24 protein-coding genes are annotated in these 26,173 nt (G+C 66.4%); 12 read left to right on the plus strand and 12 right to left on the minus strand.

Translation table 11 applies throughout. The features are described from left to right. The first annotated feature begins 141 nt into the window (after positions 1 to 141). Positions 142 to 3,399 (plus strand): ribonuclease E, encoded by a 3,258-nt coding sequence (rne, locus tag RCF34_RS05880; protein ID WP_308707306.1) that lies wholly within the window; start codon positions 142 to 144, stop codon positions 3,397 to 3,399. Positions 3,400 to 4,081: 682 nt separating this feature from the next. Here the strand turns inward: rne and rpsI are convergent. The 6 genes from rpsI to RCF34_RS05910 all read right to left on the minus strand — a co-directional run bounded on the left by rpsI (position 4,082) and on the right by RCF34_RS05910 (position 9,080). Then, positions 4,082 to 4,474 carry a 30S ribosomal protein S9 gene (gene rpsI, locus RCF34_RS05885; RefSeq protein WP_017640910.1) on the minus strand — a complete coding sequence of 131 codons (393 nt, stop codon included), beginning with the start codon at positions 4,472 to 4,474 and terminating at the stop codon, positions 4,082 to 4,084. A 15-nt stretch (positions 4,475 to 4,489) separates the two neighbouring features. Next, positions 4,490 to 4,918, minus strand: a complete 429-nt coding sequence (gene rplM, locus RCF34_RS05890) for a 50S ribosomal protein L13 (RefSeq protein WP_007160609.1) — start codon at positions 4,916 to 4,918, stop codon at positions 4,490 to 4,492. Positions 4,919 to 5,124: 206 nt separating this feature from the next. Beyond that, a complete protein-coding gene (gene nfi, locus RCF34_RS05895; RefSeq protein ID WP_308707307.1) occupies positions 5,125 to 5,826 on the minus strand; it encodes a deoxyribonuclease V in 702 nt (233 codons plus the stop codon). Between the two features lie 54 nt (positions 5,827 to 5,880). Continuing rightward, positions 5,881 to 6,975, minus strand: coding sequence for a cell division protein ZapE (zapE, locus tag RCF34_RS05900; RefSeq protein ID WP_183628865.1), 1,095 nt, complete (start codon positions 6,973 to 6,975; stop codon positions 5,881 to 5,883). A gap of 86 nt (positions 6,976 to 7,061) precedes the next feature. Continuing rightward, a complete protein-coding gene (locus tag RCF34_RS05905) occupies positions 7,062 to 8,411 on the minus strand; it encodes a tryptophan--tRNA ligase (protein ID WP_308707308.1) in 1,350 nt (449 codons plus the stop codon). A 33-nt stretch (positions 8,412 to 8,444) separates the two neighbouring features. Further along, positions 8,445 to 9,080, minus strand: a complete 636-nt coding sequence (locus RCF34_RS05910; protein WP_308707309.1) for an alpha/beta fold hydrolase — start codon at positions 9,078 to 9,080, stop codon at positions 8,445 to 8,447. Between the two features lie 185 nt (positions 9,081 to 9,265). Between RCF34_RS05910 and RCF34_RS05915 the strand changes: the two genes are divergently transcribed. The 5 genes from RCF34_RS05915 (at position 9,266) to RCF34_RS05935 (ending at position 12,963) form a co-directional block, all read left to right on the plus strand. Then, positions 9,266 to 9,706, plus strand: a complete 441-nt coding sequence (locus RCF34_RS05915) for a YhcB family protein (RefSeq protein ID WP_064307427.1) — start codon at positions 9,266 to 9,268, stop codon at positions 9,704 to 9,706. Positions 9,707 to 9,837: 131 nt separating this feature from the next. Continuing rightward, on the plus strand, positions 9,838 to 10,200 hold the full coding sequence (locus RCF34_RS05920) for an ArsC family reductase (protein ID WP_308707310.1): 363 nt from the start codon (positions 9,838 to 9,840) through the stop codon (positions 10,198 to 10,200). A 74-nt stretch (positions 10,201 to 10,274) separates the two neighbouring features. Further along, positions 10,275 to 11,309 carry a 2,3,4,5-tetrahydropyridine-2,6-dicarboxylate N-succinyltransferase gene (dapD, locus tag RCF34_RS05925; RefSeq protein WP_308707311.1) on the plus strand — a complete coding sequence of 345 codons (1,035 nt, stop codon included), beginning with the start codon at positions 10,275 to 10,277 and terminating at the stop codon, positions 11,307 to 11,309. 50 nt (positions 11,310 to 11,359) lie between these two features. Continuing rightward, the gene (locus tag RCF34_RS05930) at positions 11,360 to 12,568 is read left to right on the plus strand and encodes a cysteine desulfurase (protein WP_308707312.1); all 1,209 of its coding nucleotides are present in this window, start codon (positions 11,360 to 11,362) and stop codon (positions 12,566 to 12,568) included. Next, positions 12,565 to 12,963, plus strand: coding sequence for a SufE family protein (locus RCF34_RS05935; protein WP_308707313.1), 399 nt, complete (start codon positions 12,565 to 12,567; stop codon positions 12,961 to 12,963). The genes RCF34_RS05930 and RCF34_RS05935 overlap by 4 nt, the downstream gene beginning before the upstream one ends. On the opposite strand, the gene tadA is transcribed toward RCF34_RS05935, so the two are convergent. Further along, positions 12,960 to 13,463, minus strand: coding sequence for a tRNA adenosine(34) deaminase TadA (gene tadA, locus RCF34_RS05940; protein ID WP_308707314.1), 504 nt, complete (start codon positions 13,461 to 13,463; stop codon positions 12,960 to 12,962). The two genes, RCF34_RS05935 and tadA, sit on opposite strands and share 4 nt — an antisense overlap. Positions 13,464 to 13,716: 253 nt before the next feature. Between tadA and RCF34_RS05945 the strand changes: the two genes are divergently transcribed. Then, complete coding sequence (locus RCF34_RS05945; RefSeq protein ID WP_308707315.1) at positions 13,717 to 15,939, plus strand: ATP-binding protein; 2,223 nt, start codon at positions 13,717 to 13,719, stop codon at positions 15,937 to 15,939. A 202-nt stretch (positions 15,940 to 16,141) separates the two neighbouring features. Beyond that, positions 16,142 to 16,729, plus strand: coding sequence for a LysE family transporter (locus RCF34_RS05950; RefSeq protein WP_308707316.1), 588 nt, complete (start codon positions 16,142 to 16,144; stop codon positions 16,727 to 16,729). Here RCF34_RS05950 and RCF34_RS05955 read toward each other — a convergent pair. Further along, positions 16,715 to 17,536: an AraC family transcriptional regulator gene (locus RCF34_RS05955; protein WP_308707317.1), complete on the minus strand. Its 822-nt coding sequence runs from the start codon at positions 17,534 to 17,536 to the stop codon at positions 16,715 to 16,717. The two genes, RCF34_RS05950 and RCF34_RS05955, sit on opposite strands and share 15 nt — an antisense overlap. A 429-nt stretch (positions 17,537 to 17,965) precedes the next feature. Here RCF34_RS05955 and RCF34_RS05960 point away from each other — a divergent pair, with 429 nt between their 5' ends. Together RCF34_RS05960 and mqo are read left to right on the plus strand one after the other, a co-directional pair. After that, a complete protein-coding gene (locus RCF34_RS05960) occupies positions 17,966 to 18,874 on the plus strand; it encodes an AEC family transporter (RefSeq protein WP_308707318.1) in 909 nt (302 codons plus the stop codon). A 139-nt stretch (positions 18,875 to 19,013) separates the two neighbouring features. Next, complete coding sequence (gene mqo, locus RCF34_RS05965) at positions 19,014 to 20,525, plus strand: malate dehydrogenase (quinone) (RefSeq protein ID WP_308707319.1); 1,512 nt, start codon at positions 19,014 to 19,016, stop codon at positions 20,523 to 20,525. Between the two features lie 40 nt (positions 20,526 to 20,565). Here mqo and RCF34_RS05970 read toward each other — a convergent pair whose 3' ends face one another. The 4 genes from RCF34_RS05970 to RCF34_RS05985 all read right to left on the minus strand — a co-directional run bounded on the left by RCF34_RS05970 (position 20,566) and on the right by RCF34_RS05985 (position 23,877). Continuing rightward, positions 20,566 to 21,447 carry an NAD(P)-dependent oxidoreductase gene (locus RCF34_RS05970; RefSeq protein WP_308707320.1) on the minus strand — a complete coding sequence of 294 codons (882 nt, stop codon included), beginning with the start codon at positions 21,445 to 21,447 and terminating at the stop codon, positions 20,566 to 20,568. A 217-nt stretch (positions 21,448 to 21,664) separates the two neighbouring features. Then, positions 21,665 to 22,420 (minus strand): molybdopterin-dependent oxidoreductase, encoded by a 756-nt coding sequence (locus tag RCF34_RS05975; RefSeq protein ID WP_308707321.1) that lies wholly within the window; start codon positions 22,418 to 22,420, stop codon positions 21,665 to 21,667. Continuing rightward, entirely contained in the window at positions 22,407 to 23,033 is a 627-nt protein-coding gene (locus RCF34_RS05980; RefSeq protein ID WP_308707322.1) for a cytochrome b/b6 domain-containing protein, read from the minus strand. Before RCF34_RS05980 ends, RCF34_RS05975 begins: the two co-directional genes overlap by 14 nt. Positions 23,034 to 23,265: 232 nt before the next feature. Then, entirely contained in the window at positions 23,266 to 23,877 is a 612-nt protein-coding gene (locus tag RCF34_RS05985; RefSeq protein ID WP_308707323.1) for a hypothetical protein, read from the minus strand. A 120-nt stretch (positions 23,878 to 23,997) separates the two neighbouring features. Between RCF34_RS05985 and RCF34_RS05990 the strand changes: the two genes are divergently transcribed. Next, positions 23,998 to 24,669 (plus strand): heavy metal response regulator transcription factor, encoded by a 672-nt coding sequence (locus tag RCF34_RS05990; RefSeq protein WP_093254533.1) that lies wholly within the window; start codon positions 23,998 to 24,000, stop codon positions 24,667 to 24,669. Beyond that, entirely contained in the window at positions 24,666 to 26,048 is a 1,383-nt protein-coding gene (locus RCF34_RS05995) for a heavy metal sensor histidine kinase (protein WP_308707324.1), read from the plus strand. The genes RCF34_RS05990 and RCF34_RS05995 overlap by 4 nt, the downstream gene beginning before the upstream one ends. Positions 26,049 to 26,173: the final 125 nt, after the last annotated feature.

A 26,173-nucleotide genomic window follows, 5' to 3' on the forward strand; every position in this document is an offset into this window, starting at 1 on the left:
AGACGTAGTCGCGGCACGCCCCCGGGCCTGCTGCTGGACACGAAGGCCGGCTTGGACCGGCTTCGATACGACCCCGTGCACCCTTCTCCTGAATCCTGTTGCCACCACGTGGGCCGAGAGCCTGGAACGTAGTGGTATTACATGAAAAGAATGCTCATCAACGCGACCCAGCCCGAGGAATTGCGGGTTGCCCTGGTCGACGGTCAACGTCTGTTCGATCTGGACATCGAGTCCGGAGCTCGCGAACAGAAAAAGGCCAACATCTACAAAGGTCGCATCACCCGCATCGAACCCAGCCTGGAAGCCGCCTTCGTCGACTTCGGCGCCGATCGCCACGGCTTCCTCCCGCTGAAGGAAATCTCCCGGGAATACTTCAAGAAGAACCCGGAAGGCCGCGTCAACATCAAGGAAGTACTCTCCGAAGGCCAGGAAGTAGTCGTCCAGGTCGAAAAGGAAGAGCGCGGCAACAAGGGCGCCGCCCTGACCACCTTCATCAGCCTCGCCGGTCGCTACCTGGTGCTGATGCCCAACAATCCCCGCGCAGGCGGCATCTCCCGCCGCATCGAGGGTGAAGAGCGCAACGAACTGCGCGAAGCCCTGAACGGCCTGAATGCCCCGGGCGACATGGGCCTGATCGTGCGCACCGCCGGCCTGGGTCGCAGCACCGAAGAACTGCAGTGGGACCTCGACTACCTGCTGCAACTCTGGTCCGCCATCAACGAAGCCTCGGGCGAGCGCAAGGGCCCCTTCCTGATCTATCAGGAAAGCAACGTCATCATTCGCGCCATCCGCGACTATCTGCGCCAGGACATCGGTGAAGTCCTGGTCGACAGCGTCGAAGCCCAGGAAGAAGCCCTGAGCTTCATCCGCCAGGTGATGCCGCAGTACGCCAGCAAGATCAAGCTGTACCAGGACAGCGTCCCGCTGTTCAATCGCTTCCAGATCGAAAGCCAGATCGAGACCGCCTTCCAGCGCGAAGTGAAGCTGCCCTCGGGCGGCTCCATCGTCATCGATCCCACCGAAGCCCTGGTGTCCATCGACATCAACTCGGCGCGCGCCACCAAGGGTGGCGACATCGAAGAAACCGCCCTGCAGACCAACCTGGAAGCGGCTGAGGAAATCGCCCGCCAGCTGCGCCTGCGCGACATCGGCGGCCTGATCGTCATCGACTTCATCGACATGACCCCGGTCAAGAACCAGCGCGCCGTGGAAGATCGCGTCCGCGAAGCCCTGGAAGCCGACCGCGCCCGCGTGCAGATCGGTCGTATTTCCCGCTTCGGCCTGCTGGAGATGTCCCGCCAGCGCCTGCGCCCCTCCCTGCGCGAAACCAGCGGCATTGTCTGCCCCCGTTGCAACGGCCAGGGCATCATCCGCGACGTGGAATCCCTGTCGCTGGCCATCCTGCGCCTGATCGAGGAAGAAGCCCTCAAGGATCGTACCGCCGAGGTCCGTGCCCACGTACCCATCCAGGTCGCGTCCTTCCTGCTCAACGAGAAGCGCAACAGCATCACCAAGATCGAGCTGCGCACCCGCGTGCGCATCATCATCCTGCCGGACGATCACATCGAGACCCCGCACTTCGAAGTTCAGCGTCTGCGTGACGACAATCCCGAGCTGCTGAACAGCCAGTCCAGCTACGAGATGGCCAACACCGAAGCCGAAGAAGTACAGCCGGTCAGCTCCACCCGCACCCTGGTGCGCCAGGAAGCGGCCGTGAAGGTCGCGCCCGAGCGCGCACCGGCACCCACGCCGGTCACCGCCGAAGTCGTGGCGCCCGTCGCTCCTGCCGCCAAGGCCACCGCCGAGCCCAATCTGTTCAAGGGCCTGGTCAAGTCCCTGGTCAGCCTGTTCGCCGGCAAGACCGAAGAGCAGCCCATGGCCGACAAGGCCGTTGCCGCGCCGGTAGCCGCCAAGAGCAGTGACGAGCAGCGCAGCCAGGACGAGCGTCGCAACGGTCGTCAGCAGAATCGCCGCCGCGAAGGCCGTCGTGACGACGAGCGCAAGCCGCGCGAAGAACGCCAGCCGCGCGCCGATCGTGGCGAACGCAGCGAGCGCCCGGCCCGTGAAGAGCGCAAGCCGCGTGAAGAGCGTCAGCCTCGCGAAGAGCGCCAGGCCCGCGAAGACCGCCCGGCTCGCGAGGAGCGTCAGCCCCGCGAGGAGCGCGCCTCTCGCGAAGAGCGTCAACCGCGTGAAGAACGCCAGCCGCGCGAAGAGCGTCAGCCCCGCGAGGAGCGCGCCTCTCGCGAAGAGCGTCAACCGCGTGAAGAGCGTCAACCCCGTGAAGATCGCCAGCCGCGCGAAGAGCGCGTGAGTGCCGAAGAGCGGCCGGCTCGCGAAGAGCGCCAGCCTCGTGAGGAGCGTCAGCCTCGCGAAGAGCGCAAGCCACGTGAAGAGCGTCAGCCCCGCGAAGAGCGCAAGGCGCGCGAAGAGCGTCAGGAAGCGGCCAGCGCCGAAGAGCTGAACGAAGAAGAAGTACTGGAAGGCAATGACGAACTGGAAGAAGGCGAAGAGCGTCCGCGTCGCCGTTCCCGCGGTCAGCGTCGCCGCAGCAACCGTCGTGAGCGTCAGCGCGACGCCCATGGCAACTTCATCGAAGACGAAGAGCCGGGCACCGACGCCAATGTGGCGCCAGCCGCCATCGCACTGGGTACCGCTGTCGTGGTGAGCGAGAGCGTGACTGCCGTCGCCACCCAGGAAGAGGCTCGCGAGGTTCGCCAGCAGGAGCTGGCAGTCACTGCCGACACCCCTGCCGCTGAAGTCACCCGGGAAACCGCGGTGGAGCAGCCTGCCGCCGAAGCGCCTGCCCAGCCGGAGATCCTCACGCCCAACGTGAGCCAGCTGCAGGACGAGCGTGCGCCGCACCAGGAAGTGGAAATTACCGCACCTGCCGCGGAGCAGATCGCCCCGGTCGCAACCCCTGCCACCATTCCTGCCGCACCGGTCGAAGCCGAAACTGCAGAGTCGGCCGCAGGCCGCGCCTCCAACGACCCGCGCGAGCGTCGTCGCCGTGAGCGCCTGGCTCGTGAAGCTGAAGCCGCTCGCGCCAGCCAGCCCGAGCAGCAGGCCGAGGCACCCGCCCTGGGCGCCATCGCCGAAACCGAGGAAACCTTCGCTACCGCAGCGGTAGGCACCGTGGAGCCGCAGCAGGCGACCGAGGTCCAGCCCGTCCAGGCGACCGAGGAGCTGCCCGCAGCCGAGGCCGAGTCGGCACCGATCGCGATGGAAGAGCCCGTCGAGGTCGTGCCCAGCCCTGCCCAGGAAGAAGCGGCCAGCGTCGCCCTGACCGGGGATAGTGCCACTGAAGAAGCGCCCAAGGCCGATGCCGTGAAAGAGGATGAAGCCACTCAGGCCGAACTCGATCGCAAGCGCAAGGACTCCCGGGAAAATCATCCCGGCTGATCTCGGCCACCCATGAAAAGGGGCGCCTAGGCGCCCCTTTTTTATGCCTGGAATCCCTACAGGCGCCGGCACGCGCCCGAGTACGGGCTCGCGCCGTCCTGGTCAGGCCATCGAAGCCTTGTACGGCCTGGCGCCGAGGCAGAGCAAGATGCCCTACGCGTCGGGGCCACCTCAGCTCACCCTACGGCGCCTCGACATACCGGGCAGGTTGGCGAGCTTAGCGGTACCCGACATTGGCGCCAGGAGCAGGCAATGCTGGGCACCGACGATGGCGCTGTCTCAACCCAACCTACGGTGCCTCGACATACTGGACAGGTGGCGCAGAGCTTAGCGAAGCCCGACACTGGACAGGATGGCCGAGCTGTTGGGCTCCGCGTCGGGACCGCCTCAGCCCACCCCACGGCGCCCCGGCACGCGGGCATTGAGCTTAGCGAAGCCCGACATTGGGCGGGATGGCCGGGCTGTTGCGCTTCGGCGATGGAGCCGCCTCAACCCACCCCGACATACCGGGTAGGCTGGTGCCGAGCGCTGCGAAGCCCAACGCAGGGCGGGATAGCCTGCCTGCCAGAGACTTCGGCGGTGGCGCTGCTTCAAGCCCAACCCACGGCGCCCATGCAGGAAAATTCCTGGGCATAAAAAAACCCAGCCATTGGGCTGGGTTTTTCGAGCGTATCCCGAAGGATTAACGCTTGGAGTACTGCGGACGCTTACGCGCTTTGCGCAGACCGACTTTCTTACGCTCGACTTCACGGGCGTCACGAGTGACGTAACCGGCTTTGCGCAGGGAGCTGCGGTAGCCTTCGTCGTACTCGATCAGCGCGCGGGTGATGCCGTGACGGATAGCACCGGCCTGACCGCTCACACCACCGCCAGCGACGGTGACGTAGATGTCGAACTTCTCCAGGGTCTCGGTCAGCTCGAGGGGCTGACGCACGACCATGCGCGCGGTTTCGCGGCCGAAGAAGGTGTCCAGAGCGCGATCGTTGATGGAGATCTTGCCAGTGCCCGGACGGAGGAAGACACGAGCGGTGGCAGTCTTACGACGGCCGGTACCGTAATTTTGAGTTGCCGACATGTTGTACTATCCCGATTAAAACTTGAGTTCTTGGGGCTGCTGAGCGGTGTGCGGATGGTTCGCACCCTTGTACACCTTGAGCTTGCGATACATGTCGCGGCCCAGCGGGTTCTTCGGCAGCATACCCTTGACGGCGGTCTCGATGACGCGCTCGGGAGCACGGGCGATCAGCTTTTCGAAGTTGATCGACTTGATGCCACCCGGGAAACCGGAGTGATGGTAGTACATCTTGTCGGTAGTCTTGGCACCGGTCACACGAACCTGCTCGGCGTTGATGACGACGATGTAGTCGCCGGTGTCAACGTGAGGAGTGTATTCGGGCTTGTGCTTGCCACGCAGGCGAGTGGCGATTTCAGTAGCCAGACGACCCAGAGTCTGGCCAGCAGCGTCGACGACGTACCAGTCGCGCTTAACGGTTTCCGGTTTTGCGGTGAAAGTTTTCATTCTCTATGGCCTCAGAGGCCGCCCTGGTAAAAAGACGGCAAATTCTACACAACAGTGCAACCCCAGACAAGTCGGGGGCAGCCGGAAACAGACGCTCTTCGGGGGCTCGGGTCGGCGTCCGCTACGGCGATCTCGGCAGGCTTAGGCATCCCCCGCCAAGAAAGCTGCGGCATGATACCCGTTCACGGTAAAAAAGCAACCGCAAATTAGAAGGAAAACAACGCCTGGGTGGCTGCCGAGCCCTGACGGCGCGAGGCCAGGTGGTCCGCCAGTCGCGTGGGTTCCGGCAGGCGGTGACGCCTGACGCAGGCCATGACCAGCGCGGGTGCGGTGGCCAGGCCGACCCGGTGCCCGGGCGAGACGATCAGCGGCTTGACCCGATCCTTGCTGCGCAGCACCGTGCCTATCAGCCCACCCTCGCGATCCAGCAAGTCGACCTGGCTGCCGCGCGTCTCGGCGAGTTCGCCGTGGTGACCGGTAAGGATTTTCTTGGCCACGCCGATCGTCGGCAGACCGGTGACCACGCCCAGATGAGCGGCGATGCCCAGCCGGCGCGGATGGGCGATGCCGTGGCCATCGCAAAACACCAGATCGGGAGTCTCCGGCAATTCCGCCAGCGCCTGGAGCAGCGCCGGCAATTCCCGAAAGGACAGCAGGCCGGGCACATAGGGCATCACGGTGGGAATGCGGGCAACGGCGTGGGCCAACGGCTGCAGGGTCTCGGCATCCAGCAGGACGGCGACCGCGCGGGTGATCTCGCCGTCCTCCTCGAAACCCACGTCGACGCCGGCATAGCGCCGCGGTACGCCGAAGTCGTCGTGCAGCAGGACCTGCGTGGCCAGTTGCTTCTGCAGAATGCGCGCCTGGGCGGGCGAGCCATCCCATTCGGCGAAGGGATCGGAATTCACACGTACCTCCCGAGAACCTGGGTCAAAGGATTGATCCTTCAACCCGAGCAGGGTTCACGGCTTGTGCGGACGCGCCAGGTATTCGTGGGACTGCATTTCCAGCAGGCGACTGAGGGTGCGCTGGAATTCGAACTCCAGGCGGCCACCGGAATAGAGGTCCTTGAGCTCGACCTCGGCGGACAGGATCAGCTTGACCTGGCGATCGTAGAATTCATCGACCAGGTTGATGAAGCGGCGCGCCATGTCGTCCTTGAGCGCATCCATCTGCTCGACATTGCTGACCAGCACCGTCTGGAAGATCTTACCCAGCTCGATGTAGTCGTTCTGGCTGCGCGGACCGTCGCAAAGGGCGCGGAAATCGAACCAGGCGACGTCTTCGCAGGTGCGACGCGCGCGGATCTCGCGATTCTCGATCATCAGCGGCACGTCTTCGCAGAGGTCGTTGCACTCGACGGTGAGCGAACGGAAGCTCTTGGCCATCGCCGCCTCGACCTCGTCGCTCAGCGGATAGTGAAAGAGCTGCGCCTGCTCCAGGGCGCGCAGGCGATAGTCCACGCCGCTGTCGACGTTGACGATCTCGGTGTGCTCCTTGAGCAACGCGATGGCCGGCAGGAAGCGCGCGCGCTGCAGGCCGTCCTTGTAGAGACCGTCGGGCACGATGTTCGAGGTGGCGACCAGACTCACGCCGTTCTTGAACAGCTCTTCCAGGAGGGTCGCCAGGATCATGGCGTCGGTGATGTCGGAAACGAAGAATTCGTCGAAGCAGATCACCCGCGCCTCGTCGGCGAAGCGCCGGGCGATGATGGTCAGGGGATTCTTCTCGCCCTTGAGGGTGCGCAGCTCTTCGTGGACCCGCTTCATGAAGCGGTGGAAGTGGGTGCGCATCTTCTGCTTGAACGGCAGGGCGTCATAGAAGGTATCGACCAGGTAGGTCTTGCCGCGCCCTACTCCACCCCAGAAATACAGACCCTTGACCGGCGTGACCGTCTTGCGCCCGAGCAGCTTGCCGAACAGGCCACCCTTGGCGGCAGGCTCGACGAGCAATTCGTCATAGAGGCGCTGCAAATGGCGGACGGCCTCTTCCTGGGCAGCATCGTAGAAAAACTCCGGGCGCTTGAGGTCGGCCTGGTAACGCTCGAGGGGGGTCATGGCGGCTTCTGGTCGGGTGGGAAAAAAGGGTGGTCACTGTAATGGCGGTCCCTGGCGTTGACAACGCCAGGGACCGCGGGTGCCCTTCAGGCCTCGGCCAATTGCGCCAGGGCGGTGCGCGTCCGCTCGATCAGCGCATCGCGCGTAGCGGGGGAATCGCCAGGAGCGCCCTCGGCGACGACCTGATCGTCCAGCAGCAGCTGGAAGCCGTTGCCCTCACCCGCCACGACAGTGGCCGGCATGGTGACCAGCTGCTTGCTGGTGATGCCCGCGGTCCTGGCTTCGGCGAAGGGGACCGACAAGGCCAGTTCGGTACCGTCGGCGTCGAGCAGGCGGAAGCGGAAGCTGCCATCGCCCTCGCGAAAGCTGACGAAGCGGGCGGTCTTGCTGGCCTTCTTCTTGGTGCCGCCCGTGGCGACCTGGGTCTTGAGCGAACGCAGGCCCACGGCCTCGCGCAGCTCGCCGAGGAAGGGCGTGGCGTAGCGGCGGGCCTTGGCGGCGCCGGCCAGCAGGATGTCTTCCAGGTCGTCAGGACGGGCGATCAGCGCCGCATAGCGCTCGCGGGCCTCGCCCAGCTCGGCGTCGAGCAACTCGAACAGCTGGCCCTTGGCTTCGCCCCAGGCCAGGCCGGCCTGCAGGGCCGCGCGGAAGGCCGCGCTCTGCGCGGGGGTGGCGAAGGCCTGGTAGAGGGTGAAGAGGTGGGCGCTGTCGGGGTCCTTGGGCTCACCGGGCAGGCGCGAATCGGTGACGATGCGGGCGATGGCGTCCTTGAGCTGCTTGGCGCTGCCGAACAGCGGGATGGTGTTGTCGTAGCTCTTGGACATCTTGCGGCCATCAAGACCGGGCAAGGTGGAGACGCTTTCCTCGATGACCGCCTCGGGCAGGGCGAAATAGTCGCGCCCGTTGCCGAACAGGTGGTTGAAGCGCTGACCGATGTCGCGGGCCATCTCCACGTGCTGGATCTGGTCGCGCCCGACCGGTACGCGCCGGGCGTTGAACATGAGGATGTCCGCGGCCATCAGCACGGGGTAGCTGTAGAGGCCCATGGTGACCCCGGCATCGGGATCCTCGCCCTGTTCCAGGTTGCGGTCGACCGCGGCCTTGTAGGCATGGGCGCGATTGAGCAGGCCCTTGCCGGCGACGCAGGTGAGCAGCCAGGTCAGCTCGGGAATCTCGGGGATGTCGGACTGGCGATAGAAGGTCACCCGCTCCGGATCCAGGCCACTGGCCAGCCAGGTGGCGGCGATCTCCAGGCGCGAACGCTGGATGCGCGCGGGGTCGTCGCACTTGATCAGGGCATGGTAGTCGGCGAGGAAGTAGAAGGAGTCGGCATCGTCGGCCAGGCTGGCGCGGATGGCGGGACGGATGGCCCCCGCGTAGTTGCCCAGGTGCGGGGTACCGGTGGTGGTGATGCCAGTGAGGATGCGAGTGGTCATGGAGGCGCTGGAAATCCGAGAGACTAACGAGGGTCAGGCCTGCAGGCGCGGCAGGACCAGATCTTTGAGTTCGACGAGTTTGCCATGGAAGAAATGGCTGCACTCAGCGACGCGGAGCAATTCGTGCGGCTGTTCGAGCGCGGCGGACCAGGCGTAGACCCGCTCGGGGGTCACCACCTCGTCGGCTTCGGGCTGGATCACCGTGAGGCGCGCCCGCTGTGGCAGGCGACCGTCGACCGCGAAACGCTCCACCGGCGGCGCCAGCATGAACAGCTGTTCCACCGCCACGCCCTCGCTTTCCAGGCGTCCGCCCAGGCAGGCGGCCACGCAGGAACCGAAGGAGAAACCGCAGAGGGTCAGCGGCAGGTCGGGATGGCGGTCGCGCAACCAGGCCACGGCGGCCGCGGCATCGTCGATCTCGCCTTCGCCGCCGGCATGCACGCCGGTGCTGGCGCCGACGCCGCGAAAGTTGAATCTGAGGGTGGCCTGGCCGGCGTCCCGGGCGATGCGCTGCAGGGTGGCGACCACCTTGTTCTGCATGGCGCCGCCATGGAGCGGATGGGGATGACAGAGCAGGACCGCGCCGCTGGGGGCATCCGGACTCTGGTACAGCGCTTCCAGAGTGCCCGCGGGGCCCTCCAGCAGCAGGGATTGTTCACGGGCTGACACGCTTGACTCCGTGATCCCGGACGAACAGTGCTCATCCAAGGAGTTGATTTTGATAGGGTCGATCCTGCGCGATGCCTGACCGCGGGGTATGATGACGCCCAGCGAATGGCAGATGACGCAACCCAGTGTACAGGCTCGCCGGTCTGCCGTTACCGTAAAGCAAAGCCGCTCATAGAGGAAGTTTCGTGGAACAGTCGCTCACTACCTGGTTGTTGCCCCTGATCGCGCTGCTGATCGGGGTCGGGATAGGTTTTCTGCTGGCGCGCCTGGTGCCGGGTGCCGCGCCGAGCCGCGTGCAGCGCCAGCTGGATGACCTGCAGAAGAAGTTCGACGACTACCAGCACGAGGTCACCAGCCACTTCAGCACCACCGCCGGCCTGGTGCGCAAGCTGACCCAGACCTACCAGGACATGCAGTCGCACCTGTCCGAAGGCGCCGAGCGTCTGGCCCAGGACGAGCTGACCCGCCAGCACCTGCTGGCCTCGCTGCACAGCGCCGAGCAGCGCTACCCGTCCAGTCGCGAGCGCATCGATGGTCCGACCGAAGCGCCGCGGGACTACGCGCCCAAGGGTGACGGCACCCCCGGCACCCTCGACGAAACCTACGGCGTGAAAAGCCGCGGTTGAGCGCCAAGGCCGGGGACTCCCCGGCCTTCTACTTTCCGGCGCCTGCCCTCGTCACTCAGGGCGCGACGCCCGGCCCTTTTCCGGCCCGTCATGGCATAATCCGCGGTCGCAGTCTTTCGCAGGAGAACGCCATGCCCGCAGCGGCCAGTGGCCTGAGCCTCTACGGCATCAAGGCCTGTGACACCATGAAGAAGGCCCGCCAATGGCTCGACGAGCATGGCCAGGCCTATCATTTCCATGACTACAAGCAGAGCGGCATCGACCGCGAACGGCTGGCGGCCTGGTGCGCGGAGCATGGCTGGGACAAGGTGCTCAATCGCGCCGGCACCACCTTCCGCAAACTCGACGACGCCCAGAAGGCCGACCTCGATACCGCCAAGGCCATCGACCTGATGCTCGCGCAACCCTCGATGATCAAGCGCCCCGTGCTCGATCTCGGCGACCGCACCCTGCTGGGCTTCAAGCCCGAACTCTATGCCGCGGCCCTGAACTGACCCCCGCGGCCACCGCCCCTACTACCGAACATCTCGCACCGACCGGATCGGTGCCTCTGCACAGGAACAGTCATATGTCGAATGCCCTTTTCAGTATCGCCTTCGGTGTCGGCACCCAGAATCGCCAGGACGCCTGGCTGGAAGTCTTCTATGCGCAGCCCCTGCTGAATCCCCCGGCGGCCCTGGTGGAGGCGGTCGCGCCGCTGCTGGACTACCAGGGTGGCAACCAGGCCATCGCCTTCGCCCCGGCCCAGGCCCGCGGTCTGGCCGAAGCCCTCAAGGGCATCGATGCCGTGCAGTCGGCCCTGCTGACCCGCCTGGCCGAAAGCACCAAGCCACTGGTGGCCACCCTGCTGGCCGAAGACGCCGCTCCCGCCTCCACCCCCGAGGCCTACCTGAAGCTGCATCTGCTGTCCCACCGGCTGGTCAAGCCCCACGGCCTGAACCTCAGCGGCATCTTCGCCCTGCTGCCCAACGTCGCCTGGACCAACCAGGGCGCCGTGGACCTGGCCGAGCTGCCGGCCGAGCAGCTGGAAGCCCGCCTGCGTGGCAAGCTGCTGGAAGTCTTCTCGGTGGACAAATTCCCCAAGATGACCGACTACGTGGTGCCAACCGGCGTGCGTATCGCCGATACCGCCCGCGTGCGCCTGGGCGCCTACGTGGGTGAAGGCACCACGGTGATGCACGAAGGCTTCGTCAATTTCAACGCCGGTACCGCCGGCCCGGGCATGATCGAAGGCCGCGTCTCCGCGGGCGTCTTCGTCGGCAAGGGCTCGGACCTAGGCGGCGGCTGCTCCACCATGGGCACCCTGTCGGGCGGTGGCAACATCGTCATCAGTGTCGGCGAAGGCTGCCTGATCGGTGCCAACGCCGGCATCGGCATCCCGCTGGGCGATCGCTGCACCGTGGAATCCGGTCTCTATGTCACCGCCGGTACCAAGGTGGCGGTGCTGGACGACCAGAACCAACTGGTACGGGTGGTCAAGGCACGCGAACTGGCCGGTCAGACCGACCTGCTGCTGCGCCGCAATTCGGAAACCGGCGCGGTCGAATGCAAGACCAACAAGACCGCCATCGAACTCAACGAAGCGCTGCACGCGCACAACTGAGTCCACAACCGGGCAGCCCGCGCCAGGCGGGCTACCCCGGAGCTGCCGCCATGTCGCTACCCTCTCCCTGGAGAGCCGAGTTTCCGGCTTTCACCGCCTTCGCCGCCGATGGCATCACCTACCTCGACAGCGCCGCCACGGCGCAGAAGCCCCAGGTGGTGCTGGATGCCCTGCTGGCCAGCTACAGCCTGGGCGCGGCCAATGTGCACCGCGCCCAGCACTGGGCCGCCGAGCGGACCACCGCCGCCTACGAGGGTGCCCGTGGACGGATCGCCGCCTGGCTGGGCGCGGCCTCGCCGCACGAGGTGGTGCTGACCCGCGGCGCGACCGAGGCCCTCAATCTGCTGGCCTATGGTCTGGAAGACGCCTTCGCGCCGGGTGACGAGCTCCTCGTCAGCGCCCTGGAGCACCACGCCAATCTGCTGCCCTGGCAGCAGCTGGCCCGGCGGCGGGGCCTGGAACTCAGGGTCATCCCGCTGACTCCGAGCGGTCATCTGGACCTGGACGCCGCCGAGCGGTTGCTGGGGCCACGAACGCGCGTGGTCGCGGTCAGCCAGCTGTCCAACGTGCTCGGCACCTGGCAGCCGCTGGCGGAACTCGCGGCCCTGGTACGGACACGCTCGCCGGCCTGGCTGGTGGTGGACGGCGCCCAGGGCGCGGTCCATGGCCGTCATCGTCCAAGCGATTTCGATGCCGACTTCTATGTCTTTTCCGGCCACAAGCTCTATGCGCCCGAGGCCATCGGCGTGCTCTGGGGCAAGGCCGCTGGTCTGGCGCGGCTCAAGCCCTGGCAGTTCGGCGGCGAGATGGTGCAGCACACCACCTTCACCGACGCCCGGTTCCATGCCGCGCCCATGGGCTTCGAAGCCGGGACGCCGCCCATAGGCGCGGCCATCGCCCTAGGCGCGGCGGTCGACTGGCTACAGGGTCAGGACGAGACGCTGATCCGCGGTCACGAGCAGGCGCTCAGTCTGAAGCTCCTGGCCGGGCTGGCTGCCCGCGACGGCGTCCAGGTGCTGGGTGAACCCCAGATCGCCCTGGCCAGCTTTCAGGTCGCGGGCATCGATGTCGGCGACCTCGCTCACCTGCTGGGTGAACAGGGCATCGCCGTGCGCGCCGGTCAGCACTGCGCCATGCCGCTGTTCCAGACCCTGCAGACCCCCGGTGCGCTGCGGGTCTCCCTCGGCCTGTACAACGATGCCGAGGACCTGCAGCGCTTTTTCACGGCCCTGGACAACGCCCTGGAGCTGCTGCGATGAATCTGCTTCCCGATGCGGCGGAAGCCCGCCGCGCCTTCGTCATCGCCAAGGGCTGGGAGGCGCGCTCGCGACTGCTGCTGCAGTGGGCCGAGCGCCTGCCGGCGGTGCTCGAGGAACGCGACGAGGACCTGGTGCAGGGCTGCGAGAGCCGGGTGCGCCTGACCCATGAAGCCCAGGGCGATCGCCACTTCTTTCGCGCCAGCAGCGAATCCCGGGTGCTCAAGGGGTTGCTCGCCGTGGTGATGGTGCGCGCCAACGGCCTGACCCGCGAAGAGTTGGGCCGCCTCGACATCCACGGCTGGCTGGGCGAACTCGGGCTGGAACGGCAGCTGTCGCAATCGCGCGGCAACGGCCTGAACGCCGTGCTCACGCGGATGCGCGAACTGGCGGCCTAGCCTTCGCTGGCCGCCGGATTGCGCCGCGCGCGGAAGAATTCGGTCAGCACCTGGCCACAGGCCTCGGCCAGCACCCCGCCTTCCACCAGGACCCGGTGATTGAGAAAGTCCTGCTCGAAGAAGCGCCCGCGACTCTGGGCCATGCCAGCGCGCGGCTCGCTGGCGCCATAGACCAGCCGCTGGATGCGACTGTGGACGATGAGGCCGGCGCACATGCCGCAAGGTTCGAGCGTCACATAGAGGGTCGCCCCCGGCAGCCGGTAGTTGGCCAGGCGCGCGGCGGCATCGCGAATGGCCTGCATCTCGGCGTGAGCACTGGGATCGTGGGCGCCGATGGGCTGATTGAAACCGCGGCCTATGATTTCTCCGTCCAGTACCACCACCGCGCCGACCGGCACCTCGCCCTGCCCGGCGCCCTGCTCTGCCAGGGCCAGGGCCTCGTGCATGAAAAGGTCGTCCCGGCTGCGGTCTATGATGGGCAAGGGGCGGAAGCGGGCCATGTCTGCACTCTGGGCAAAAGCCCATGATACCGCCGTCATTCAAGGAGGCCAGCCAAGACGGCTCGCGTCAGCCAAAGGACCCTTCGTCAGAAATAGAATTGCAATAATCGTTATCGGCCACTGCGAATGCGAAACTATTGCAACGGATGCCGAAAACGCGTGATCGGCATCACATTCATGGCCATTCGGTGCCAAAGCGTTAACAGGATCGCCTTGGAGCGGTCCTATTCAAGAGTTCAGTCGAGACAGTCGCATGATTGCTGCACCCTCCGGTCAGTCGCTGCAAAGCTGCGAAAGCGAGCCGATCCGCATTCCAGGCGCTATCCAGACACATGGCTACCTCATCGCTTTCGATGAGGTAGAGGGGCTGGTCAAGCATGTCAGTCACAACCTGCCCGAGTTGCTCGGCAAGCCGCAGGTCGAGTTGCTGGGTCGACCGCTGCCACAGGTCCTGCCCGCCGACCTGGTCGAACAGGTGCGGCAGGCGCTGACGCTGAAACATCTGGAAGAAGCCAATCCGTTGAGCTGGACGCGGCCGAATCGGGACATGGACGTGATCCTGCATCGCAACCGTGGCCTGGTGTTCCTGGAATTCGAGCCCGATGACCACGGCGGTGTAGAGCCGGCCGGCCTCGCGCGTGCGCTGGCGCGCCTGCAGCAGGCGCGCACCCTGCCCGAGCTGTGCGAAGGCGCGGTACGCGAAGTGCGTGCCCTGACCGGCTTCGACCGGGTGGTGGTCTATCGCTTCGACGATGGCGGCGATGGCCAGGTCGTGGCCGAGGACCGCATCGACGACATCGACAGCTATCTGGGCATGCATTTTCCGGCGGCCGACATTCCTGCCCAGGCCCGCGCGCTCTATCACGAGAACTGGATTCGCAACATTCCCGACGCCCAGTACGAGGCGGTGCCCTTGGTGCCGGCCTTCATGCACGGCACCGAACGGGATCCCATCGACCTGACCCATGCCGTGCTGCGCAGTGTTTCGCCCATTCATTGCCAGTACGTGCGCAATCAGGGTCTGCGCGCCTCCATGAGCGTCTCGCTGATCAGCGACGACAAACTCTGGGGGCTGATCAGCTGTGGCCATCGCGACCCCCTCTACCTGCCCTTCCGCACTCGCATGGCCTGCCGCTCGGTCGGGGTGCTGGTGTCCTTGATGATCCGTGCCTTGGAGAATCGCCAGGTCCAGCACGAGATCGATGCCCGTGAGGCGCAACTGGCGGCACTGATCCAGGGGATGTGCGACAGCCGGGGCGAGGTACTCAGCGGTCTGTGCGAAAGGCCTACCGATCTCCTGGAGCTGGTGGACGCCGCCGGTGTCGCGGTGCTGGTGGAGGACGAGCTCTGCAGCCTGGGCGAATGCCCCAGTGCCGAAGATATCCGTATCCTCGCCGCCTGGGTCACCGCCGAGATGGACGCCTCGGGCATCTATGCGACGCGCTGCCTGGCCGACGAACTGCCCGATGCCCGTCGCTACAGCGACAGGGCCAGCGGTGTCATGGCGCTGGCCCTGCCCAAGCCGGTACGCAATCTGGTGCTCTGGTTCCGTCCGGAGATCGTGACCACCGTGGTCTGGAGCGGCAATCCGGGCAAGCTGGAGCCCACGACGCCCGCATCGGGTCCTGGCCTCAACTATCCCCATCCACGGCGCTCCTTCGACGCCTGGAAGGAACTGGTACAGCTACGCTCCCAGCGCTGGCGCCCTTCCGACCTGTTCGCCGCCAAGGATCTGCGCCGCTCGGCGGTCGAGCTGGACCTGGCACGTCAGGTCGAGCGCGAACGTCAGGCGGTACGCCTGCGTGACGAGATCGTCGCGGCGCTCTCCCACGACCTGCGCAGCCCCATCACCATCATCCTGATGAAGGTGGGCATGCTGCACCGCATGCTGGAAAAGCTGGCGCTGGGCGATGACCGCCTGCCCAGTTCGCTGGAGGTGATAGAGACGGCGGCCAATCGCATGAATGCCCTGATCAACGATCTGCTGGATCTGTCGAAGATCGAATCGGATCGGCTGGCGCTGGACCTGAAAGCCGCACGCCTGGCGGATGTCTGCGCACAACCCATCCTGCTGTCGCGGCCACTGGCGGAAATCAAGAACATCAGCCTGGAATACGCGGTGGATCCCGATATCCAGGTGCTGGTGGAAGCCGAACGCATTTTCCAGGTGCTGATGAATCTGCTGGGCAATGCCATCAAGTTCACCGCACCAGGTGGCCTGGTACAGCTCGGCATGCAGCGCGTCGGCGCCATGGCCGAGATCAGCGTGACCGACAATGGCCGTGGCATGAATCAGGCGCAGCAGGCACGGGTGTTCGAGCGCTTCTGGCATGTGCAGGAAGACAACCCCACCGGCCATGGGCTGGGGCTTTATATCGCCAAGGGTATCGTCGAGGCCCACGGCGGCGAGCTGAGCGTCACCAGCGCCCTGGGTCAGGGCAGCACCTTCAGCTTCACCCTGCCTATCGCGCTCTAGCGCACCAGAATGTGAAAAGGGAAAGCCCCGGTGGCCGACAGCGACGTTGAAACCACCGGGGGAGCGCCATGCTCGCTGTAATGGACGTCAGCGAAGCGCTGCGAATTCCCGCCTTTCGTCGGGCCAACAGGGTCATTTTCTTCAATACTGCCAAGAGTCACCCTCGCTAGGTTCAGGTCTCCACAACTGTCGAGACCTCGCGATGACCCTGATCCTGTCCATGGCCGCCTTTGCCCTGGTGGCGTCCCTTTCTCCTGGCCCGGTCAATCTGGTGGGCTTCAACACCGGCCTTGTCCACGGCTGGCGACCGGCCCTGTGGCATGTCGCCGGCGCCACCCTGGGCTTCGTCGTCCTGCTGCTGGCGGTCGGCCTCGGCCTGCATGAGGTATTGGCCGCCTGGCCGGCGTCGCTCTGGATCCTGCGCGTGGCCGGCGCCCTCTTCCTGCTGTACCTGGCCTGGAAACTGGCACGGGCCTCGGGGGATCTCGCCAGCAGCGCGATGTCGGCCTGCCCGGGCTTTCGCGACGGCGCCCTGCTGCAGTGGCTCAATCCCAAGGCCTGGCTCGCCGCCGCGGCCGGGGTGGCGCTGTTCGTCGGTGAAGATCGCGGACGCCTGGCGCTGTTCGCCGGCCTCTACCTGGTGATCTGCTTCGCCTCCCTGGCCTGCTGGGCCATGGCCGGCCAATGGCTGCGTGGCCGCGCCCTGACGCCAGGTCGCCTACGCCTGCTCAATCGCGCCCTCGCGGCGTTGCTGGTGCTTTGCGCCGCTTCGCTGTTATGGGAGGGCTGAAGCGGCGCGATACTGACCGGGGGTGGCCGCCACCAGACGCTTGAAGGTGCGTTGCAGATGAGCCTGGTCAGCGAAGCCGGTGGCCAGGGCGACCTCCGCCAGGCCATCGCCCTGACGCAGGCGTTGTCGCGCCAGGCGGATGCGCCGGTCGATCAGGTAGGCATGGGGCGTCAGGCCATAGCGCCGGCGAAAGCTGCGAATCAGCTGGGTGGGCGAGAGATCCGCCACCTGGCTGAGTTGGTCAAGGCTGACGCCCTCGCCACAGTGGGCATCGAGAAATTCGGCGGCGCGCCTCAGGCGGCGATCCTCGCGCGCCCGGGCCGCCGCGACCGCTGTACGACCCAGGCGAGCCAGTACGGCCTCGAAATACAGCAGCGCCTGACTCTGGCGCTGCAGGGTGAGGCTATCCGGATCGATCAGGCAGGCATGCAGCGCTTCCAGCCCGGCGTACAGCTGGCCGTCATGGGATAGCTGTACGGCCAGCGGTTGGAAGTCGTCGGCGCCCGGACGCTGCAGGTCGGCCAGCCAGGTGGCGTCCACGTGCAGCATGCGATAGCGCCAGGCATCCTCGCCCTGCGGATTGCAGGCATGGACATCACCGGGATTCATCAGCACCAGGGTGCCCGCCCCCACCACTTCGCGGGTCGAGCCGTTGTGATAGCGACTGCGGCCACCCAGCACGGTACCGATGGAGAAGGTTTCGTGGGAATGCGGGGCATAGCAGAGCGCGCGCCCGTCCTGGATGGAACGGGCTTCGAGAAAGGGCAGCGCAGGATCATGCCAGAAGCGTGGGGTGGTCGCTGTCATGCCGTCTCCTTGCACCGAGCACTTTCGCTGGACGCCAGTACCGGGCCTGGCCAGGGCCAGCTTAGCGGACGCTGGCTGGCGCTGCACCCACCTGGGCGGGCGGTCTACCGCCGCCATCGGAGAACTCACAGAGAGACCTTCCGGGGAATTCGACAAAGGTCCAAATGAGACAAAATGTCGCACCACGAGATATAAACAATGTTTCCATCTGCCCCCACGGGAAGGGTAAACCTGCATTGCAGAGCTCTTCAGGCGTAACGGCCTGTACCTTGGTACAGTCCTAGGCGGGGTTGGGCAGCGATGAACATCTCAATCGAAGACCCGCATCCGGGCGGGCACGGGAGTTTCGGATGCCTCGTTGTTATTCGATGATCCAGCGCCATTCAGCCAGTCTTTCGGCGTGTTCCTGGCACCTGTGGGGCCTCGCCCGTGATCGAGACCATTTCCCAGGCACTCGCCCCCATCGTCTTCGTTACCCTCCTGGGCTGGTGTGCCGGCCGCTGGAAGGTGCTGCCGCAGACCGCGAGCAAGCCCCTCGCGACCTTCGTGGTCACCTTCGCCCTGCCGATCGCCCTGTTCCTCGCCGCCGCCCACACCCGCCCCGAGCAGATTCTCAACCTGCCTTATGTGGCGACCCTGGCTACCGGACTCATCGGCTCCTGGCTGCTGGGCCTGCTGCTCGGCCGCTACCGCGGTGAACGGACCTGGCGCGAAGGCGCCATGCGGGGCATCACGGTGGCCTTTCCCAACATGGCCTACTGCGGGCCGCCAGTGCTGACCGCCGCCATTGGGCCTTCCGCCGTGCTGGCGGTGATCGTCGGCAATCTGATCGTGACACTGGTGGTCATCCCGCTGTCGCTGCTGCTGCTCAGTGGCGGGGGCGCCCGCCAGGCACTTGGCCAGGCACTGCGCCAGCCGCTGGTGATCCTGCCGCTGCTGGGGTTGCTCTGTGTGCTGCTGGGTATCCGCCTGCCCCAGTTGCTGGTGACGGCGACGGACGAGATAGGTCGGGCGGCCGGGGGCGTCGCGCTGTTTACCCTGGGCCTGATCCTGTCCGGCATCCAACCGCGTCTTGATCGCGACATCGGGCTCAATGTGGTGCTGAAGAATCTGCTGCAACCCCTGGTGATGCTGGGTGCCGGCCTGGCCCTGGGGTTGCAGGGCGAGCTGCTCCGGCAGGTCTTCCTGGTCGGCGTGCTACCGGCCGCCACGGCGGCGCCCACCCTAGCGATGGCCCATGGCGTCTATACCGAGGACGCCGCACGGAGCGTGTTGTTCAGCACCCTGGTCGCCATCCCGGGTATCGCCTTGGGCATCGCCTTGACCACCCTGCTCTAGCATAACCGGCGTTCGCGAAGCGCAAGCCGCGAGCCCAGGCAGATCAGAGCGGTTGCAGGAGCGCGCCATGGCCTGTTGGCCGCTCGGCCGCCCAGTCGTATTGCGCCACCATCAAACCCCTGACCGCGAGGAACCTGGCATGTCGTTATCTTCCACGGATTCACCCGACGTCGTGTTGATCGGCGCCGGCATCATGAGCGCCACCCTAGGCACCCTGCTCAAGGAACTCGACCCCAGCCTGAGCGTGACCCTGTTCGAGAGTCTGCACGACTGCGCCCAGGAGAGCTCCCAGGGCTGGAACAACGCCGGGACCGGCCATGCCGCCAACTGCGAGCTGAACTACACCCCGCAACGGGACGACGGCAGCGTCGATATCGCCAAGGCGCTCAAGGTGAATACCCAGTTCGATCTCTCGCGCCAGTTGTGGGCCCATCTGGTCCGCAAGGGCGCCATCGCCGATCCGCAGGCCTTCATCCATGCCTGCCCGCACCTGAGTTTCGTCTGGGGGGCGGAAAACGTCGCCTTCTTGCGTGAGCGCTATCGGACGATGAGCGCCCATCACTGCTATCACGGCATGGAATACAGCGAAGACGGGGCGCAGATCGCCCAGTGGGCACCGCTGATCATGGAGGGGCGTAGCGCCGACGAGCCGGTGGCCGCGACCCGCATGGTGACCGGGACCGACGTCGACTATGGCGCCCTCACCCACCTGCTGGTGCGCCAGCTCAGTCAACAATCCGGTTTCGCCGTGCACTATCACCAGCGGGTGGTCGACCTGGCGCGTACCGACAGTGGTCGCTGGCGGGTGACGGTGGAGGACGTCGAGCACGGCGGCCGGACGGAGGTCACCGCCAGGTTCGTCTTCATCGGCGCCGGTGGCGGCTCGCTGCCGCTGCTGCAGAAGTCCGGCATTCCGGAAGGTCACGGCTTCGGCGGCTTTCCCATCTCCGGCATCTGGCTGCGCTGCGACGTCCCGGCGCTGGCCGAACGGCACCAGGCCAAGGTCTATGGCAAGGCGCCCTCGGGCTCGCCGCCCATGTCGGTGCCACACCTGGATACGCGTATCGTCGGCGGCCAGCGCTCGCTGCTGTTCGGGCCCTATGCGGGCTTTTCCTCGCGCTTTCTCAAGCACGGTGCCCTGACCGATCTCTTCACCTCGCTACGTCACGACAACATCCTGCCGCTGCTGAACGTGGCCAAGGACAACATCGACCTGACCGAATACCTGATCGGGCAGATCTTCCAGAGCTCCAGCCAGCAATTCGCCATGCTGCGGCAATTCTTCCCCCTGGCGAAAAAGCGCGACTGGCAGGAAGCCGTGGCCGGGCAGCGGGTGCAGACCATCAGGCCCACCGGCCAGCATGGCCTGCTGAGCAAGAAGGGTGAACTGGAATTCGGCACCGAACTGGTGAGCGCCGCGGACAGATCCATCGCCGCGCTGCTCGGCGCCTCGCCCGGCGCCTCGACGGCGGCGGCCATCGCCCTGGAAGTGCTGGAAACCTGCTTCCCGGAGCGCCTCACCGAAGACGCCTGGCTGCCGGCGCTGCGACGCATCCTGCCGACCTATGGCATCGACCTGAAGACCGATGCTGCGGCCTGCCGGCAGAGTCGCGCCGAAACGGCCAGGGTCCTGGGGATCGCCGACGCCTGAGGTGTCCTTGGCCGCACGCTTGCACGTGCGGCCAAGTCCGTCAGCGGGTGGCGGCGTCCTCGGCCTCTTCCAGCAGGACGTCGGCGGTGATCAGGTAATCGGCATCCGGATGCAGCTCGGCGCCCAGCGCCAATTGTTGCGCCGCGGCGGCCAGGGTCGGCGCGCCCTGGAAGGTGGCGTTGAGTTCGGCCAGCAGGAGGCCCATGTCCTTGTGCATCAGCGCGGCCGGGAATTGCGGGGCGAAGTCGCCGTCGCGCAGCGCCGCCAGCTTGCGCTGGTGATGGGGCGAGAGCACCGCCAGGTCGCCGAACACCTCGAACAGCACCTCGGCATCCAGGCCGGCGCGGGTGGCATAGGCCAGCGCCTCGGCCAGGGCGGCGAGCCCGGCGCCCATCAGGCCGTTGATGGCCAGCTTGATGGCCGCGCCCTGCCCGGTCGGACCGACGTGGTGCACGGTCTTGCCCAGGACGTCGAGGATCGGCCGCGCCCGCTCCACCGCTTCGGGCTCGCCGCCGGCCAGGACCACCAGCTGCGCCTTCTCCGCCTCGGGCGTGCTACCGGACACCGGCGCCTCGACCACAGCGATGCCGCGAGCCCTGCCGGCCGCTTCCAGACGCAGCGACAGCGCCGGCGAGTTGGTGCTGGTGTTGATCAGTAGACGACCGCTTTCCAGGCGAGCGAGCACGCCGTCGGGGCCGAGCAGTACCTGTTCGAGAGTGGCGTCGTTGGGCAGGGAGACGATCACTGCCTCGGCCTGGGCCAGCAGGGTCGCCAGGGATTCCATCGGCGTGCCGTGGCGCTCGCCGTCCTGCTGGTGCTCGGCATAGGCGCTGACCGCGTAGCCGGCCTCGCGCAGGTTGGCGCCCATGCGCTGGGCCATGGCGCCAAAGCCGATGAAACCGATCGAGGGATGAGCGGACATGAGGGGAGCTCCCGGTAGAGGATGGTGGTATCTCGACTCTACCTCCAGGCCGGGGTTCCGCCATCAAAAGCTTAGTCAACGTCTCGCGAGCTAGAGCCAGACACGGCGAGAAGACCTGAGGAAGCGCAGTTTACGGGTGGTAAATGAGCATTTCGACCGGGTTGGCGACCCAGGGTCTTTTCAACGTAGTTCGGCCGACGCGCAGCAGACGTTGCCCCTAGATCCCGCTGAACCAGTTGTAGCCCTGGTCTTCCCAGTAGCCGCCGGGATAGTCGTTGGTCACGAACAGCGCCTGGATGTGCTTGGGATTCTTGAAGCCGAGCTTGGTGGGTACCCGCAGGCGCAACGGATAGCCGTAGTCCGGCGGCAGGGCCACCTGGCCGAAATCCAGCGCCAGAAGGGTCTGGGGATGCAGCGCCGAGGCCATGTCGATGCTGGAGTAGTAGCGGTCGGCGCACTTGAAGCCGACGTACTTGGCGCTGGTGTCGGCGCCGATGCGTTCGAGGAAGGTGCGCAGGGGCACCCCGCCCCACTGGCCGATGGCGCTCCAGCCTTCGATGCAGATGAAGCGGGTGATGTCGGCCCGTTGCGGCAGGCGGCGCAGGTCTTCCAGGGTCCAGGCCTGCTTGTTGGCGACCAAGCCGGAGACCTCCAGGCGATAGTCGCTGAGGTCCACTTCCGGAACGTTGTATTCGGGGTAGAAGGCGTTGAAGGGAAAGGGGTTGGTGATCTGGCTGGCGGCATAGGTCGGCGCCAGGCGCTCGCGGCCGAACAGCCAGGCCTGCACGCGGTTGTTGAAGCGCGACATCGACCAGAGCACCTTGTCGACGCTGTCGCCGTCCTGCAGGTTGCAGCCGCTGAGCATCGCCAGGGCACCCACGGTCAGGCCCTGCTTGAGCAGCAGCCGCCGTTGCAGATTTTCCACCTGCCGCTGTTGCGCCGGTTCCAGGCGCAGGCGTTCACGCCGACTCATCGTTAACCTCCTCGTGCGCCCGACCGGTGATCATCGGCGGCAGGGTGCGGGGGACCAGGATGACCAGGGCCAGGTGCACGACGACGAAGGCACCGATGCCGGCCATGGCGAAGAAGTGCACGTAGCGGGCGGTGTCGAAACCGCCGAGCAGAGCGGCCAACCCCTGCAACTGCACGGGTTTCCAGATGGCCAGCCCTGAGAGCACCACCAGCACCCCGAGCGCCAGCACGCCCCAGTAGAGCAGACGCTGCACGGCGTTGTAGGTGCCCAGGTGATGGCCGAGGCGCAGCCGTACGGCGGCGGCGAAGTCGCGGCCGATGGTGCGCGGCGACAGGGGCAGGAAATCGCGCCGGAAGTGGCCGCTGAACAGGCCATAGAGCAGATAGACCAGACCGTTCACCACCAGCAGCCAGAACACCGCCAAATGCCAGGCGATGGCGCCGCCCAGCCAACCGCCGAGGGTCGCCCAGGCGGGAAAGGTGAAGGGAAACAGCGGCGAGGCGTTGTAGATCGCCCAGCCGCTCATGAACATGCAGGGCATCGCCAGGGCGTTGAGCCAATGGGTGAGGCGCACCGGCCAGCGGTGCACCAGGCGCCGTCGCGAGGTGGTCATGACATTTCCCTCTTCACCGCGAGATGGGGGCGGTCGGTCGCCCGACCGCCTGAGGTCTTAGAACCTGTTCACGATCTCGCGAGCTAGAGACAAACAAGGCGAAAATGGCTGAGGAAGCGGATCGGACCCGCGCTCGGGTTTACGAGCGATAAATGAGCATTCCGACCGGGCTGGCGACCCAGGACATTTTCGACACAGTTTGGCCGACGCGCAGCAGACCGTGAATAGGTTCTTACATGGGTGGGGTGAAACCGTCCTTGCCGATGGCCACGCCCTTGGCGTGCTTGCCGTCTTCGGCGGGGAACAGCACCACCTTGGCGCCGGGCTTGAGCAGGCTGCGGTCGCCCTTCTCGACATAGGCGATGGGCACGTCTTCCGGCACCACCAGCTGCTTCTCGCCACCCTTGTACTGCACGGTCAGGGTGCGGCCGTTGGCCTTCTTGAGTTCGCCCACGGTGCCGTTGGTCATGGTGCCGGTGCTGCCATCGGCGTTTTCCCAGCCGTAGTGGCCTTCGCCGGAGCCGCGCAGGCTGGCCTCGAACACCGTCACCTCCAGCGCCTTGAGGGTGCCGTCGGGCTGCGGCGTGGCGGCGGAGCCGATGAAGCTGTTGGCTTCGATGCGATCCAGGTCGGCCTTGGACACGGCGCGGTAGCTGGTCTTGTCGTCCAGCATCAGGGTCTGGTGGGCACCATTGCGGGTGGTGAAGGCCAGGGTGTCGCCCTGGACGCTGTCCACCGTGCCACGCATGGGCTTGACGGTGGGCATGGGCGCGGCCTGGGCCAGCAGGGCGCTGCCGGCGAGCAGCAGGGCAAGGGAACCGCGGAGCAGGGTCTGGGTACGCATGAAGCCTCCTGGGATAGGGAATCGCCCCGCCACAGTGCGACGCGTGGGGGGTCAGCAAGATGACCGGCGAATGACAAAAATGTCACCCAGCCGAGCGACCGGAGGCCCTACCATTACGCCATGCACATTCTCCTCATCGAAGACGACCAGAAGACCGGCGAGTACCTGAAGAAGGGCCTCGGCGAATCCGGCTACGCGGTCGACTGGACCCAGCATGGCGCCGATGGCCTGCACCTGGCGCTGGACGGCCGCTACGACCTGGTCATCCTCGACGTCATGCTGCCCGGCATCGACGGTTGGCAGATCATGGAAGTCCTGCGCAAGAAGCTCGACGTGCCGGTGCTTTTCCTCACCGCCCGCGACGGCCTGCAGGACCGCATCCGCGGCCTGGAGCTGGGCGCCGACGACTACCTGGTCAAGCCCTTCTCCTTCGTCGAGCTGCTCCTGCGCATCCGCACCCTGCTGCGCCGCGGCGTGGTGCGCGAGCCCGAGCACTTCCACCTGGCCGACCTGCAGCTGGACCTGCTGCGGCGGCGGGTGACCCGTGGCGACGACCTCATCGTCCTGACCAACAAGGAATTCGCCCTGCTGCACCTGCTGCTGCGCCGCGAGGGCGAGGTGCTGTCGCGCACCCTGATCGCCGCCGAGGTCTGGGACATGAATTTCGACAGCGACACCAATGTGGTGGACGTGGCCATCAAGCGGCTGCGCGCCAAGGTCGACAATCCCTACCCGGTCAAGCTGATCCATACCGTGCGCGGCATCGGCTACGTCTGCGAGGTGCGGCCTTGAGCGTGCGCTCACCCTCGCTGATCCTGCGCGCCACCCTGGGCTTCGCCCTGGTGGCGCTGCTCGCCGTGGGCGGCGCGGGCGCCTTTCTCTACCACAGCCTGGAACGTACCGTGCTGGAGCGCGCCGACTACGCCCTGCTCGGGCGCCTGGCGCATTTTCGCAGCCTGCTCAGTACCGACCTGTCCCTGGAGACCCTCGGCCACAGTCCGCAGCTGTTCGCCAACATGCTGGGCAACGAGCAGGACGTCTTTCTCATCGGCACGCCAGGCGCCAAGCCGGTGATCGCCTCCAACCCGCTGCAGATCGCCCTCCCCGACCTGGCCGTGGTGCCGCAGACGCGGCGACCGACACGGGCCGATCTGCGCGAAGGCACCCTGGCCGACGGGACCCGCTGGCGTGCGGCCCGGGTCGCGGTGAACACCGCCGAAGGTCCGGTGGAACTGACCGCCGCCCATGTGCTGCGCAGCGAGGACACCACCCTGGCCGATTTCCGTCTGGGCCTGCTCGGCGCCGTGACCCTGGCCTTCCTCGCCACCGCCGGGCTCGGCTATCTGCTGCTGCGGCGCGGCCTGGCGCCACTGCGGCGCATCGCCCGCCATGCCGGCGGCATCACCCCGACCCGGCTGGCCGCGCCCCTGGAGCTGGCCGATGCCCCGCGCGAGCTGCAGCCGCTGGTGGAAAACTACAACGCCATGCTGGCGCGGCTGGCCGACGGCTATGGCCGGCTGGTGCAGTTTTCCGCCGACCTCGCCCACGAGATCCGCACCCCGATCAATGCCCTCATGGGCCATACCGAGGTGGCCCTGCGCCAGGTACGCAGCAGCGAGGACTACCAGACGCTGCTGGCCTCCAACCTGGAAGAGCTGGAGCGCATCTCGCGGCTGGTGGAAAGCATTCTCTTCCTCGCCCGCGCCGACGACGCCCAGGCGGTGCTGACCCCGCAGCCACTGCAGCTGGACGAAGAACTGGCGCGCATCGCCGACTATTTCGAAGGCCCGGCCGACGAGCGCGGCCTGCGCCTGGTGGTGGCCGGTGACGGCCAGGTGGTCGCCGATCCGCTGATGCTGCGCCGGGCCCTGAGCAACCTGGTGGCCAACGCCATTCGCTACGCCGAGCCGGATGGCGAGATCCGCCTGCAGGCGGACGGTGGCCGGATAAGCGTCAGCAACACCGGCCCCGCCCTGGCGCCGGCGCATCTGCAACGGCTGTTCGACCGCTTCTATCGCGCCGATCCCTCGCGTCATCAGCCCCATGATTCCAACGGCCTGGGCCTGGCCATCGTCGCGGCGATCATGCGCCTGCACGGTGGCCGTGCCGAGGTCGAGCAGGACGAGCGGGGCATCCATTTCAGCCTGGTCTTCCCGACCCCGGCGGCCTGAACCGCGACCTATCGCTCAGACCACGCAACCGCCCGTCACCAAAGGACTTTTTCCGCTTGCCCAGGCGGGCTATGGGCTGCATCGACCCGCCCACTACTGTACATTCATCTACCTTAGGCAATAAG

The organism is Pseudomonas sp. 102515, from assembly GCF_031085165.1.
Classification (GTDB): domain Bacteria; phylum Pseudomonadota; class Gammaproteobacteria; order Pseudomonadales; family Pseudomonadaceae; genus Chryseomonas.

Coding starts and splice junctions, on each gene's coding strand:
- RCF34_RS05950 (WP_308707316.1), top strand. CDS start 16,142: ATGACCCTGATCCTGTCCATGGCCGCCTTTGCCCTGGTGGCGTCCCTT.
- RCF34_RS05970 (WP_308707320.1), bottom strand. CDS start 21,447: ATGTCCGCTCATCCCTCGATCGGTTTCATCGGCTTTGGCGCCATGGCC.
- dapD (WP_308707311.1), top strand. CDS start 10,275: ATGTCGAATGCCCTTTTCAGTATCGCCTTCGGTGTCGGCACCCAGAAT.
- tadA (WP_308707314.1), bottom strand. CDS start 13,463: ATGGCCCGCTTCCGCCCCTTGCCCATCATAGACCGCAGCCGGGACGAC.
- mqo (WP_308707319.1), top strand. CDS start 19,014: ATGTCGTTATCTTCCACGGATTCACCCGACGTCGTGTTGATCGGCGCC.
- RCF34_RS05905 (WP_308707308.1), bottom strand. CDS start 8,411: ATGACCACTCGCATCCTCACTGGCATCACCACCACCGGTACCCCGCAC.
- RCF34_RS05980 (WP_308707322.1), bottom strand. CDS start 23,033: ATGACCACCTCGCGACGGCGCCTGGTGCACCGCTGGCCGGTGCGCCTC.
- RCF34_RS05955 (WP_308707317.1), bottom strand. CDS start 17,536: ATGACAGCGACCACCCCACGCTTCTGGCATGATCCTGCGCTGCCCTTT.
- rpsI (WP_017640910.1), bottom strand. CDS start 4,474: ATGTCGGCAACTCAAAATTACGGTACCGGCCGTCGTAAGACTGCCACC.
- RCF34_RS05945 (WP_308707315.1), top strand. CDS start 13,717: ATGATTGCTGCACCCTCCGGTCAGTCGCTGCAAAGCTGCGAAAGCGAG.
- RCF34_RS05930 (WP_308707312.1), top strand. CDS start 11,360: ATGTCGCTACCCTCTCCCTGGAGAGCCGAGTTTCCGGCTTTCACCGCC.
- RCF34_RS05990 (WP_093254533.1), top strand. CDS start 23,998: ATGCACATTCTCCTCATCGAAGACGACCAGAAGACCGGCGAGTACCTG.
- zapE (WP_183628865.1), bottom strand. CDS start 6,975: ATGACCCCCCTCGAGCGTTACCAGGCCGACCTCAAGCGCCCGGAGTTT.
- rne (WP_308707306.1), top strand. CDS start 142: ATGAAAAGAATGCTCATCAACGCGACCCAGCCCGAGGAATTGCGGGTT.
- RCF34_RS05975 (WP_308707321.1), bottom strand. CDS start 22,420: ATGAGTCGGCGTGAACGCCTGCGCCTGGAACCGGCGCAACAGCGGCAG.
- RCF34_RS05985 (WP_308707323.1), bottom strand. CDS start 23,877: ATGCGTACCCAGACCCTGCTCCGCGGTTCCCTTGCCCTGCTGCTCGCC.
- rplM (WP_007160609.1), bottom strand. CDS start 4,918: ATGAAAACTTTCACCGCAAAACCGGAAACCGTTAAGCGCGACTGGTAC.
- RCF34_RS05920 (WP_308707310.1), top strand. CDS start 9,838: ATGCCCGCAGCGGCCAGTGGCCTGAGCCTCTACGGCATCAAGGCCTGT.
- RCF34_RS05935 (WP_308707313.1), top strand. CDS start 12,565: ATGAATCTGCTTCCCGATGCGGCGGAAGCCCGCCGCGCCTTCGTCATC.